Source organism: Gemella sp., from assembly GCF_057272915.1.
Map to the genome: position 1 here is coordinate 1 of NZ_DBHIUF010000031.1, position 13473 is coordinate 13473.

15 protein-coding genes and 1 tRNA gene are annotated in these 13473 nt (G+C 31.2%); 1 reads left to right on the forward strand and 15 read right to left on the reverse strand.

Features of this window, described 5'->3' with window-relative positions:
• Window positions 1-66 precede the first annotated feature (66 nt).
• The 15 genes from ACO6OL_RS08200 to spxA form a co-directional block, all read right to left on the reverse strand.
• On the reverse strand, window positions 67-1140 hold the full coding sequence (locus tag ACO6OL_RS08200; protein WP_485502786.1) for a PTS sugar transporter subunit IIC: 1074 nt from the start codon (window positions 1138-1140) through the stop codon (window positions 67-69).
• A gap of 155 nt (window positions 1141-1295) precedes the next feature.
• Complete coding sequence (locus ACO6OL_RS08205; RefSeq protein WP_485502787.1) at window positions 1296-2561, reverse strand: NAD(P)H-dependent oxidoreductase; 1266 nt, start codon at window positions 2559-2561, stop codon at window positions 1296-1298.
• Between the two features lie 17 nt (window positions 2562-2578).
• Window positions 2579-3292 (reverse strand): NADPH-dependent FMN reductase, encoded by a 714-nt coding sequence (locus tag ACO6OL_RS08210; protein WP_485502788.1) that lies wholly within the window; start codon window positions 3290-3292, stop codon window positions 2579-2581.
• A gap of 57 nt (window positions 3293-3349) precedes the next feature.
• Window positions 3350-4285: an FAD:protein FMN transferase gene (locus ACO6OL_RS08215; RefSeq protein ID WP_485502789.1), complete on the reverse strand. Its 936-nt coding sequence runs from the start codon at window positions 4283-4285 to the stop codon at window positions 3350-3352.
• A 606-nt stretch (window positions 4286-4891) separates the two neighbouring features.
• A complete protein-coding gene (locus ACO6OL_RS08220) occupies window positions 4892-5515 on the reverse strand; it encodes a HEAT repeat domain-containing protein (protein WP_485502790.1) in 624 nt (207 codons plus the stop codon).
• 82 nt (window positions 5516-5597) lie between these two features.
• Window positions 5598-6866: a trigger factor gene (tig, locus tag ACO6OL_RS08225; protein ID WP_485487756.1), complete on the reverse strand. Its 1269-nt coding sequence runs from the start codon at window positions 6864-6866 to the stop codon at window positions 5598-5600.
• A 218-nt stretch (window positions 6867-7084) separates the two neighbouring features.
• On the reverse strand, window positions 7085-7783 hold the full coding sequence (locus tag ACO6OL_RS08230; RefSeq protein WP_485502791.1) for a M48 family metallopeptidase: 699 nt from the start codon (window positions 7781-7783) through the stop codon (window positions 7085-7087).
• A 22-nt stretch (window positions 7784-7805) separates the two neighbouring features.
• A complete protein-coding gene (locus ACO6OL_RS08235) occupies window positions 7806-8483 on the reverse strand; it encodes a YggS family pyridoxal phosphate-dependent enzyme (RefSeq protein ID WP_314161067.1) in 678 nt (225 codons plus the stop codon).
• A 122-nt stretch (window positions 8484-8605) separates the two neighbouring features.
• Complete coding sequence (locus tag ACO6OL_RS08240) at window positions 8606-9064, reverse strand: DUF4064 domain-containing protein (protein WP_314161068.1); 459 nt, start codon at window positions 9062-9064, stop codon at window positions 8606-8608.
• The gene (locus ACO6OL_RS08245) at window positions 9064-9510 is read right to left on the reverse strand and encodes a Fur family transcriptional regulator (RefSeq protein WP_003143964.1); all 447 of its coding nucleotides are present in this window, start codon (window positions 9508-9510) and stop codon (window positions 9064-9066) included. The genes ACO6OL_RS08240 and ACO6OL_RS08245 overlap by 1 nt, the downstream gene beginning before the upstream one ends.
• 3 nt (window positions 9511-9513) lie before the next feature.
• Complete coding sequence (locus tag ACO6OL_RS08250; RefSeq protein WP_485502794.1) at window positions 9514-10065, reverse strand: NUDIX hydrolase; 552 nt, start codon at window positions 10063-10065, stop codon at window positions 9514-9516.
• 22 nt (window positions 10066-10087) lie between these two features.
• Window positions 10088-11008, reverse strand: a complete 921-nt coding sequence (rnz, locus tag ACO6OL_RS08255; protein ID WP_485502792.1) for a ribonuclease Z — start codon at window positions 11006-11008, stop codon at window positions 10088-10090.
• Window positions 11009-11078: 70 nt separating this feature from the next.
• Complete coding sequence (locus ACO6OL_RS08260) at window positions 11079-11360, reverse strand: hypothetical protein (RefSeq protein WP_314161071.1); 282 nt, start codon at window positions 11358-11360, stop codon at window positions 11079-11081.
• A 4-nt stretch (window positions 11361-11364) separates the two neighbouring features.
• Entirely contained in the window at window positions 11365-12243 is an 879-nt protein-coding gene (locus tag ACO6OL_RS08265) for a CvfB family protein (RefSeq protein WP_485502793.1), read from the reverse strand.
• A 280-nt stretch (window positions 12244-12523) separates the two neighbouring features.
• Window positions 12524-12922, reverse strand: a complete 399-nt coding sequence (gene spxA, locus ACO6OL_RS08270; RefSeq protein WP_004263567.1) for a transcriptional regulator SpxA — start codon at window positions 12920-12922, stop codon at window positions 12524-12526.
• Between the two features lie 393 nt (window positions 12923-13315).
• Here spxA and ACO6OL_RS08275 point away from each other — a divergent pair.
• Window positions 13316-13399, forward strand: a tRNA-Leu gene (locus ACO6OL_RS08275).
• Window positions 13400-13473: the final 74 nt, after the last annotated feature.

The window sequence follows — 13473 nt, forward strand, 5'->3', positions numbered from 1 at the left end:
ATATAGCATAGCTTCCTCCTAATTTTCAAAATCAACCGAATTTGACAAAGAACCGTTCTTAATTTCTTATAAATCTAATTTATAATCTTCAGCTTTCACAAAGCCTCTTTTCTCCATATAGTAATACACTCCGTATGATATAACCGCAGGTAATATAAAGTGTAGTAACAATATTTCAATAAACAGTACCGAATGAGCTGTATAAGATGACATTGTTTGCCAAGTCATAAGTTGTCCTACTAATCCTGATGTCCCCATACCACCACCAGCTGGATTATTTTCCATTCTAAAAACAATAGTTGCTAAGGGACCTAATATAGCACTTGCAATAATAGGAGGAATCCAAATTACTGGTTTTCTCATAATATTAGGCACCTGAAGCATAGACGTTCCTAAACCTTGAGCAAGTAATCCATTCCAACGATTAGCTTTAAAGCTTATAACCGCAAAACCAACCATTTGTGCTGCACAACCTACTGTAGATGCCCCCGCAGCTATTCCTGATAATCCTAATATTATTGATAAAGCCGCAGAACTTATAGGTAATGTTAAAATTATCCCCATAACAACAGAAACAACTACTCCCATAATAAACGGCTGTAATTCCGTTGCTTCTCGTATAAATGTACCAAGCACTTTCATACCTTTTATTAAATATGGACCTGTTAGATAAGAAATTATTCCCCCAATTATTATTGTTAAAAATGGAGTGATAATAATATCTATTTTAGTTTTTCCAGAAATAAGTCTACCTATTTCCGCAGCTATAACTACAGATATAAAAGCACCTAATGGATCTCCAGAACCACTAATTATCAGTTTACCTTGATCTAGCAAATTATTAGTACCTAGATTTGATCCAAACGCACCTAAAAATCCTACTACACCCGATGCTAAGATCACTAACTTAGGGGCTTTAAGAGCGTGAGCAACACCTATACCAATAACTGGACCTGTTAATGCCATTGCGATACTCGCTATAACAAGTAAGAAACTCGATAAACTCCCACTCAGGTTTATAGCAATCTGCTTAATAATCAATCCAATAATTAAAGTACAGAATAACCCTAAGGCCATTCCATTCAAAGCAACAATAAAATACCTATGAAATAATTTAGATAGAACATTATTTTTATTCATACAATACTCTCCGTATTTAGTAAATATTATTTTACACTAATGTGTATTTATTTTATATTATAACTTAATATTTCTTAATATTCTCTAGATATGCTCTAGAAATAAAAAAGACTCAAGAATAATCCTTAAGCCTTTTTATCATTTTTTCTAACTTATTATGCTGAAGCTCCGCTTGTTGCATCCGCTGCTGGTGCTGGCGCTGCTGGTGCTGCTCCACCATGACCAGCGTCAGAAGCTCCACTTGTTGCATCTGCCGCTGCAGGAGCTGGTGCTGCTGCATATCCGTGACCTACAGGTACTCCATTTTTAACTAATGATTGACCTGTTTGTTTTAAGTACCAATCTACGATTGGTTTGAAGTCTAAGATGTACTCGTTGATACCTGCGTATTTACCATTTTTGTCGTACATAGCTTGGTAGTTGTGCACAACATATTTATCTGGTCCGTGAGTTGGTACGTGTGTACGGAATACATCAATTTGTCCTGAACGTAGTAATCCTACTAACCAGTTTACACTCTTATGTATTCTCTCTGGGTGCTCTGGGTGAACATTTGCTAATGAACATCCAACTTGTACTGGACGACGTTTTGCAAGCATTTCGTAATCTTCTTTGTGGTAGTTGTAGTATAAGAATTGGTTATTGCTGTCTGCATAAGTTAATTCCATTGGCATAGAGTTTAAGAAGTAGTTAAGTTGGTCTACTGTTAAGATACCACGATCAAGTTTAACATATGTATCTCCAGATACAGCGTTAACTTTTTCAGCTGCTTTTTCATACCAGTCATCAGCATTTCCATCAACACCTTCAATTGTTGTATCACATTTTCCACTAGCTGTTAAGTCTTCTGGCGGTGTTGGTTTTCTTTCTGCTAATGATTGCGCTACTGTAGCAAATTTAACGAATTTAGTTAAACATGTACGTAAGTAACCTACCGTACGGTCGTCTTTTAAGTTACCTTCAGCATCGAAAGCTTCTTTAGCTTTACCTAAAAGGAACTCATGTCCTGGGAATACAATCGCGTTTACACCTGGAGCGTCTAAGATTTGACGTAAGTGTAATTGAGCACGAGATGATCCTTGATCATAGTATGAAGCTCCAAGTACCATTACTGGTTTGTTTTCAAGTGGGTGTAATTCGAATGATAACCACTCTAATGCACTCTTAAGTGATGCAGTAATTGTGTGGTTGTGCTCAGGTGTAGCGATGATAACACCATCAGCTTGTAAAATTTTACGGTTCATTACTAATAAATCTTTGTTTTCTCTTGAATGATCTTCATCTTGGTTAAACATTGGTAAGTTAGTAATGTCTAATAATTCTAAAGTGAATAAATCTTTATATTCTTTTGCTATAAATTCCATTAATTTGCGGTTATAAGAAATTTCCGCGTTTGAACCTACGATTCCTACTAATTTCATGTGTCTACACTCCTATCCTATTTTAAATCTTCCCAAGAGAAGTTTTCAATTTCTTTTTCAGCTAATTTATGTGCATTAATTAATTTTTCAGTAATTTTGATGAATAATAAGAAATCAGCAAATAAACTATCTAATTTAGCTACTGTTTCTGGGTTAGAAATATCTCCAGCTTCGTCAAAAGCTTGTAATGAATGCCCTAATAAGAACTCAGAACTTGGCATTACACGAGCTTTAACTTCTGGTGAGTCCATCATTTGACGTAAATGAGCTTGTGCACGAGATGATCCAAGAGTTCCGTATGAAGCTCCTGTTAACATTACTGGTTTATCAAGTAATGGGTGAATTCCATAAGATAACCAAGCGATTGCACTCATTAATGATGCAGGAACAGCGTGGTCATACTCAGGTGAACTGATGATAACCCCATCTGCTGCTTCAATTTTAGCTGCTATTTCTTTAACTCCTTCAGGTAATTCTTTATTAGCTGGTTTGTTGAATAAAGGAAGATCTTTAATTTCAACTAATTCGATGTCAGCTTTACCTGCAAAATGTTTTTGAATATATTGTAAAAGTTGGCGGTTTGTAGATTTTTTAGAGTTTGTACCAACTAGACCAATTAATTTTACCATGTTTTTGTTTCCTCTCTCATTTTTTTTACTATCTACTTTATTTGTATCTAGATTTTCTTGTTTTGCTTTTTTAACATTTGTTTTATTCTTTACTTCAGCCACTTTAATAAAGCCTCCTTAAATTAATAGTATGTTCAGTATTCTTCAATATATCTTTATCTAACATATTATTTTATCTAGCACTCCGCTTGTATAATAGACTTTACCTTCAGTTGTAACTACAACACCCTCTATATCAGGTAAGCTATTTATTTCATCCATAATATCTTCAACATGTTTTCCAAATAACCTTGTAGTCCAAATCTCTCCATCAACAGATTTTTTTGAGATTATGGACAAACCAGCTACATCGGTCTCGACAGGATAACCTGTTTTAGGATTTAGTATATGGTGATATGTTTTGCCATTCTCTGTATAATTACGTTCATAAATACCAGAAGTCACCACAGACTGATTTTTTATTCCTATAGTAAACAAATGATTCCCTCTTATTTGGGATGGATTTTGAATACCTATATGCCACAATAAGTCTTGGTTGTGCTTTGCATCTCCAAAGACCAATACATTACCACCTAAATTAATAAGTCCAGAATCTACATCTCTTTTTTTCAAATACTCAATCATAAGATCAGCAATATACCCTTTCGCTAAGGCTCCTAAATTAATAGCCATACCTTTTTTCTTAAGAAAGACAGACTGATCTCTTTCATCTAAAATTATTTGATTAGGATCTGTAATTTCTAACAGATTATCAATTTCTTGTTTAGTCGGAACTTTTACATCTTTAAATCCTATCCTCCAAGTCTGTACAATAGGCCCAATAGCAATATTTAGAAAACTATTTTGCGCACAACTATGAACTTTCCCTATCTTTATCAAGTCAAATAAATCTGGATGAACCTTGACTGCTTTGATACCTGCATTATGATTAACTTCCATTAATTCAGAACTATCGTCATTCGCGCTAAATCTATGCTCATACATTTTTAGCATTTCTACAGCATCATCTAAAATATTCTCAGCATCAACACTATCAAAAATAAGAATATCTATATGAGAACCCATTAATTTTAAGGTCTTTCTTCTTAATTCCATTTTTTTACACCTTACAATAAAAAATTTATTTGCTTAAGATAACTAAATATGTTGTATACATCTACAAGAAACCTGTTATTTAAAGACAAAGTAATAATAGATAATTAATACTTTAATTACATTATATAACAGAAATCTCCTTAAATCAATAAAATATTTAACTCATAAAGGCGTCCCCCCCTTACATTTTCATTAAAAAACACAATAATAAATAACGCATTCATTTTATTTATATATAAAAAACCTAAAAATATATCTCCTATTCAGTTCAATTTTCTCTATAAATACCTGATTTATCGATACTTGATATAATTTATATTTTAGTTAAAATTACTAAAATATATTAATTATAAAATTATAAAAATACAAATATAAGCTATAAAAAAATTATTGTAATTAAATTATTTTTTATTTTCATTGATTTTCATTCTTATTTAAATACCTATCCTGTCCCTATTACATTTAAAATTATTGCTAAATTCCTTCAAATTTTCACATTAATTCTACATTTATATAACAACTCTGCACATGCTTTTTTTATAAAAAACTCTAATAACAGTCTTCTTTTATAACTTATTAAGTTAACTATATATTATTTCATAATAATTAGTTACCGCCTAAGAATTTACTAGCTAGTTTATACACCTGTTTTATTTCTTTACTTCCCAAAATCCAACTTTCTAATTCTTCTTTTATCAACTCTGGAAATTTTCTACTTATATCTCTTAACGCATTTCCTACTGATTTTCTTACATATTCACTAGCATCCTCTCTTAATCGTGCTAGTCTTTTTATTGCTTCTTGTGGATTTTCTTTGAAGTATGGTCTACTAGTCCATATTCGTAACCCTTCTGTGACAGCCCTTCTAGTATTCGGATTATCAGAGCTTAGCCACTCATCAATTACAGGTATTGCACTTTCATAACCAGTATTTTTACAATATTCATCAAATGCTTTCGCAAGCACCTCTTGTACTCTCCAATTATCAGCTTTAGATACTTCATCTCTCATAAAAGTTAAGATATCACTATCATCTGATAAATAACCGAAAAGAAACACACCGTACATTCTAACTTGGTTTACTTTTGACTCACATGATAAGAAAGCCAATCTTTTAACATACTCTTTATCATTAGATTTATAATCTAATAATGCTCTTTTCTCCTCTTCTTTAAATCCACTCTTTATTAGAGAAAATTCTCGTTCTAAGTTTTTAATATATTCGTTCAACTGCAGCCCCACCTTCTTATTCCTCTAAAAAAAGCATATAGAATGTTAGACACTCTATATGCTTAAGGATGATTTGCTAAAATTAGTTGTTAGCTTTTAAGAAATCAACAGTTTTTTGGATTACTAACTCACCACGTAAGTCTTCAACGCTAATACGTTGTTTGATTCCTTCTTCAGTCATGTTGTACATAGTAGCAAGTTCTTTAACTTCAGCATCGATGTCAGCATCTGTTACTTCAACTTTTTCTACTTCAGCGATTTCACCTAGTACGAATGAAGTTTTGATTTTGTTTTCAGCGTCTGATTTCATTTCAGCTTTAAGATCAGCTTCACCTTTTCCAGTGAATTGCTCATATAAGTCGAATGATAATCCTTGACGAGATAAGTTTCCAGTGAATTGTTCGAACATAGAGTTAACTTCTTGTTCTACTAATTTTTCTGGAACAGAAACTTTTGCGTTTTCTACAGCTGTAGAAATTACTTTATCAGAGTAAGATTTTTCTGCTAAGTTTTCTTTTTCTAATTTGATTTCTTCTTTTAATTTTTCTTTGTATTCAGCTACAGTTGAAGCTGCTTCTTTAGAAAATTCTTTAACGAATTCATCAGTTAATTCTGGTAAAACTTTTTCTTTTACATCGTGAATTGTAACTTCGAATCTAGCTGCTTTACCTGCAAGGTCAGCTACTTGGTAGTTTTCTGGGAATGTTACGTTAACTTCTGTGTCAACTGGTGCAACTTTTCCTTCTAATTGTTCTTCGAATCCAGGGATGAATGAACCTGAACCTAATTCTAATTCGTAACCTTTAGCTTCTCCACCTTCAAATGCTTCGTCTCCGATGAATCCTTTAAAGTCAATAACTACGATATCACCTTTTTTAGATTCTCCTTCTTTGATTTGCCATTCAGCTTGACGGCTTAATAAGCTATCTAATCTTTCTTCTACATCAGCATCGGTTACTTCTACTGAGTCTTTTTCTAATCCAAGGTTTTTGTATTCACCTAATTCAACGTTTGGTTTAACAGTAACAACTGCTTCGAATTTAACACCTTCTTCTTTGCTGATTTCTTTAACATCGATATCAGGCATAGCTAATGGTGAAACTTCTAATTCATCGATAGCTTTTGTATAAGCTGCTGGTAATACGAAATCTACTGCATCTTGGAATAATGCTTCTTCACCGTACATTTTGTTGAATACGGCTCTTGGTAATTTACCTTTTCTAAATCCAGGTGCATTAACACGTTTAACTGCACGTTTGAATGCTTGATCTAATCCTTTCGCAAATTCTTCTTTTGTTGCTGAAAAAGCGATAACTACTTTTCCATCTTCTTTATTTAAAATTTGTGACATTTATTTTTCCTCCAAAAATACTTTTAAGTATCATCAAAAATGTTAGTATAAAAATACTAAAAACTCTTGATTAATTATATAGTAAATAGTATAAAAAGTCAATCGTTACACACTTAAATTATTGTTTTTAAGAGTAAGTTAAATACTTTTAAAAAATTCTTTAACTTACTACAATTTTATACTAAATTTCAAAAAGATTATAATACTTCTGTTTTTTCCTATCTACCATTCAATATTTTACTAAATTTTTTTATTAGTTTATCATTTTCTCTGTAATTAGGATAGTACTTTCCTAACAACGTATAAAATCTCGGTGTGTGATTTGTTTCTAACAAATGAGTAAGTTCATGAACAATAGTATGTTCCAAACACTCAACTGGATATTTTACAAGTTCGTAGTTTATCCAGATTCTTTTCGCTTCAATATTACATGTTCCCCAGCGTGTTTTCATCTTTTTAATTCTAAGTTGTTCAGCATGAACATTCATAAGCTTTTCATACTTACTAAGAAACTCCAAACATTTATTATAAAAAAACTTTCTAAGTTCCCTGGTTACTATTTGTTCTCTATCTTGGTATTTATCTTTAACGCTTAGAATTAACTTATCATTAGATATAGTTACCTTATTTTTATCTCCAAGTCTAACTTCTAAAGTCAATTCTTTCCCGAAAACATAATGTTTTTCACCTGTTGCATAATTTTTAACAGTATGACCATTCTTCAAGATATTATTTCTTCTAAGTTTTATCTCATCTATATTTTCTTGAATAAGTTTTTTTATGATATAGTTAGGTGTTCTTGGAGGGGCACTTACTACTACATCAGCATTTTTCTCAACTTTTAAATAGATGTTTTTCATTTTTCTTCTGTATTTAATAGTGACGATTAAATCATCTACAGTTATCACCCTTTGCATACTACCCCTCCTCTATATTTTATTATTTTAACTCACAACCTACTAATGCAGTACCAACTCTTATATGAGTTGCACCTTCTTCAATTGCAATTTTATAGTCGTTACTCATTCCCATAGATAAAAATTCACATGGTGCATATGATAGATTCAGCCCTTTTACTTCATCACGTAACTGTCTTAGTTTTCTAAAACAATTACGTAGTATTTCTTCATCTTCTACAAAAGGTGCCATAGTCATGAGGCCGACAACTTTTATTTTTGAATATTGTTCCAATGATTTAATAAAATCAATGGCTTCTTCTGAAGTTAAACCATGCTTACTCTCCTCTCCAGAAACATTCACCTGCACGAAACATTTAATCTCTTTTTCTGCACGTTTTTCAATTTCTTTAGCTAAGCTGTCTCTATCTAATGCATGGAAGTAATCAACCTCATTAATCACATCACGTACTTTTCTAGTTTGTAAACTTCCAATTAGATGCCAAGTCTTATTAGAATATTTATCCTTTCTTTCTACATAATTTTGCGGACGATTCTCAGCAAAATCAGTAATTCCAGCTTCTATCGCTTCTTCAACTCTAGTATCACTAACATATTTAGTTACAGCTATTAATTTCACTTCATCAGCATTTCTTCCTACTTGTTTACAAGTTTCCGCTATTTCTCTTGTTATTGTCTCAAAATTCTCTCTAACGTTCATTTTTTCTCCTACTTATTTTATTTAAACTCTTTCTAATTTTATTATAACATGATGCTTATTATTTTGTTGTAAATTAAAGAAAGTAATGAAAAAATTTCCGAAGAAACTGAATTCCTCGGAAATTATACTTCACTCTTATATTTTTCTGAATTTCGTATTAATATTATTCTTATTCCTAAGAAGAAGTATATTATACAACTAATAAATAATATACCTAAACTAAAGATTAATAGTAATATACTATACACTAAAAATAGAAATGCCACTATATTGTGATTTATTCTCTTTTTTAGAATCACAAAAAGTAATAGTAAAAATAACACTACTAAAAGTACAAAGTATAACCATGCAAGTTGCCCCATAATTTGAAAGATAAAATGCATATCTTTTGTAGAGACATTAGCACTATCTTGAGTAAGGCGCGTTTGTTCACGAATCTGATCAACAATTTTAGTTCTTAAATACTCATTTCCTACATATTCTCGAAACAGGTTAATCATACCTCCAACAAACCCGATGTATATTACATAAACTACACTAGAGATAAGTAATAATATTTTCTCTAATTTGTCAAAATGCATTAATTTCCACCTTTATCCTTACACTTAGCGCAAGTACCATAAAATGATAGAGAGTTATCCTGAACTTCAAATGAATATTCTTTTCTCATGTATTCAATAAGTTTATTGAATATAGGATTTGATACTTTCTCTATATTATTACAGTTAGTACAAATTAAGTGATGGTGTAGTTCATCATCAACAGATTGTCTTAAATGATATTTAGAAACACCATTACTAAAAGAAATTTTTTCTAAGATTTTTAATTCATAGAAAATATCTAAAGTTCTATAAACTGTAGCAATACCGATATCTGGTGTTTTCTCTTTTAATATAAAATATAGCTCCTCAGCACTAAGGTGCTGTTCATCGTTTTCTACTAAAATCTCAACAATTTTTTCCCTTTGAGGTGTTAGTTTATATGGTGATTGTTGAATTATTTTAATTATCTCATCATAAATAGTCATATATTATTTTGCGCCTTTCCTATTTTTTAAGTAAGATAATGCAAGCATAGTCTTACTATCAGTTATAACATTGTTATCTAAAAGTTTGAATGCTTCTTCAACTTTGTATTTTCGTAAATTAATGAATTCATCATCATCAGGATTTTGTTCTCCAGCATATTCTAAATTATCAACATAATATATAGTGATTAATTCAGAACTATAACCTAAAGCTACATGAACATCACAAAGTTTCTCTAGTTTTTCTTCTCTAACCACATATCCTGTTTCTTCTTGCAATTCACGGATAGCGGCTAATTTCTTATTATCTTCTCCTGGCTCTAACTTACCTGCAGGTATTTCTAAAGTTACAGCCTCGATAGCTTTTCTATATTGCTCAACCAGAATAACCTCATCATCTTTTGTTAGGGCTAATATCGCCACTGCTCCTCTATGATTTATCAGTTCACGTGTTGAAGTTTCTCCGTTTGGTAAAGTTACAGTATGTACTTCTAAATCAAGAACTTTACCTTTGAATATTTTCTCAACTTCAATAGTTTTTTCTTCTAAATCTATTTTCATAATTTCCTCCATCTCTTTACAAAATATATTCGTCTAAATCATGGGCAACCTTTACACTACATTTATCGCATAACGATTCCACAGCATCTTTTTCGATATTTCTATCATATCTTGCACTAATATGTGTTAAAAATAAATTTTCAACCTTACTATTCTCTATCATCTTCTCAACATCTAAAATGTTTAAATGATAGTTTTTTCTCGCATGATGTGCATCCTCTTTTAATAAGTATGTGCACTCTGTAATAATGATATTACTATTTTTAACAAATTCACCCAATCCTTCAAAGTATCTTGTATCTGGTATAATCGAGATTTCTTTTCCAGGTTTATCCTCAGATAAAAATTCACTTGAATTATACACCTTACCATTAAATTCAAAAGTATCTGATTCCTTTATTTCTCTATAAAACGGGCCTGGCATAATTCCTAATTTTCTTAACTTATCTGCATCTAAGCTCCCTTTTTGTTTTTTAAATATAATTTTATATCCAAAACATTCAATATTATGAGCTAATGGATAGCTAAAAACAGTAACAGTTTTATTATCTATTATACACTGTTCACTAGAAATTTCAATATATTCCACGCTATAAGAAAGTGAACAATGTGTGAACATCATGTTCTTTTCTATAAAATCTTTAATCCCTACCGGACCATAGATAGTAACCTTTGAAGCATTCGTATCTAAAAGAAAACTTCTAGAAGATAAAAAACCAATTAACCCTAATACATGATCAGCATGAAGATGGCTAATAAAAATTTTAGTTATTTTTGTTGGCTTAATGTTTGTTTTTAAAATCTGATGCTGCGTTGCCTCTCCACAGTCAAACATCCAACACTCTTTTAGTTCTTGCATAAAGTTAAACACAAAACTCTGTGTATTTCTAAATTTTGCTGGAAGCCCAGCTCCTGTTCCTAAAAATTGTACTTCCATCGTATTCCTCTACTTTAAAATTAATAATGGTGGCCTAAAAAGATATTCCATTTAAGCCACCTTATGTAAGTTATAGTTTTACTACAAAAACCTGCGCATCTTGTAGGCAAGTTATTACATGCTCTACCCCTGCTGGAATTTCCAATAGTTCAAATTCATTTACAGTCTCAACCTCTTCTTCAAAAGAAACTGTAATCTTTCCACTAATATTTAATAATAAAATATTTTTATCATTACTATATGAGTCTGTTTGATTCCCTACTTTTAGATTCATATGTACCACTTGATATTTATCATTTTCTAATACAATTCCACCTAATAGTGCGTTTTTATCTAATTTTACTTTTTTCATAATTTTATCTTCCTTTACGTTTATATAACCCGTCTTCTTCAATCATAATAAGTTTATTCTTGAATAATCTTCCAACAGCACGTTTGAAACTCCCCTTACTCATTCCAAACACTGCTTTAATTTCTTCTGGATCTGATTTATCTGTAAACTCACAATACCCGTTGTTTTCAATGTAATCCATAATAGCTTGACCATCACTATCCATTCTTTCGTAAGCACGTGGTAAAAATGAACCATTAATTTCTCCGTTATCTTTAACACCAATAACACGCAAAGTAACTTTTTCCCCTAAACGTGGTTCTTTTTCACGTTCACTTTCATGAACAAATACTTTATAACCATCTTTTGTTAATAAGAATGTCCCAACTCTCATCAAACGATAAGGATAAGCTTCGATATCTTTATTCTTCATGTTTCTAGTAGCTTTAGAATATAGTGATGCTACGATAGTCTCTGTCGCTAAACGTGCAAATAATTGACCACTAAAATCACGACGTAAAGTAATAAACAGTTCATCACCTTCTTTAGGCCACACACTTCTTAACTTAGGTAAATCTTCACCTAAAAGTGGAATTTCACGAGAAAATCCAATATCAAGACCTACTCTATCTTCTTCAACTTTTACTACTTTACTAAACGAATAATCTCCAACCGTAACTTCTGGAATATTCGGTGTTGCGAATAATTTCCCACTACGAGAAGGATATACGAACATTGAATATTCTTCTCCAATTTCATAATCATCTAAACTTTCTACATCAGACTCGTTACAGCTAATTTCTTCTTCATTCGGTCCTTTAAAAACTAATGATGAACTTTTCTTCTCTACTAACTCTAAAAAATGGATTTCTCCAGTAATAAATTTTATATCTTCTCTTTCCATCAAGTACCTCTTTCTTTTATTTATTGTATAACTTCTTTACAGGATTGTTACTAAATTTCATTTCATAAAAAAGGAGTGACTCAAAAATCGCGATTTCGGAGAAATCGATTTTGTTGAGTCACCCCCGTACAGTTTATTAGATATCTAAAAAGCTTTTTTAAAGCGAATTTAAATATCAATAAACCACTGCGTCTATGAGTTATAATATACACTTTTTTAAACTTTAGGACTTTTGAATCAGCCCTTTAAATTAACCGGAAAAAGTAGTATCAGGGCGTACTTACTTAACCATATTTTTTATTTGTTTTAATTGATTTACTCTTATTTCCTTTGGAAGGAATCTTCTTATTTCATCTTCATTATACCCAACTTGTAATCTCTTATCATCAACAATGATAGGTCTTCTAAGCATTCCTGGATTATCTTGAATAACTTTATATAATTCTTGAATTGACATACTTTCAATATCCAAATTCAATTTTTGGAAAGTTTTCGATCTGAATGAGATTATATCTTCTGTTCCGTGCTCCGTGATAGACAAAATGTCTTTAATCTCATTTGTTGTCAGAGCTTCTGAAAAAATATTTCTTTCCACAAAGTCTATTCCATTTTCAATAAGCCAAGCTTTCGCTTTTCTACAAGAAGTACAACTTGGCGATGTAAACAACGTAACTACCACCAGCACTCACACTCCTTTATAAAAATAACATTAATATTTTTATAATTCTATATACTCCTATAATTATACTACATATGTTATAGTTTTACAATATACTATTGAAAAAATATTTTAATTTGTCAACTAAAAACACTTGTTTTACATTGTTTAATTCTTGACTATCCTCGTAGACGTAAGCTTTTTGTTTTACCCTTACATTTTTTATTTGATTAGTTAAAATAAATTATATAATAATACACTCAAAAAATATTTCTTTACATAGTCTTACTACCATATTATATTATAACCCATGTAATTAAAATATAAATTAAATAACAATGAACACACCTCTTCTACAGTTTCCTATTATTGCTAAATTGACAAAGTATTTTATGTGTGTTATCATATACATATGCCAGCATGGCGGAATTGGCAGACGCACTGGACTCAAAATCCAGCGATGGCAACATCGTGCCGGTTCGACCCCGGCTGCTGGTATAATGAAAAAAGACAAGGTTTGATCTGACCCCAAAAAGTTAGACTTAGGATAGCGTAGTAGTTATAATGACTGC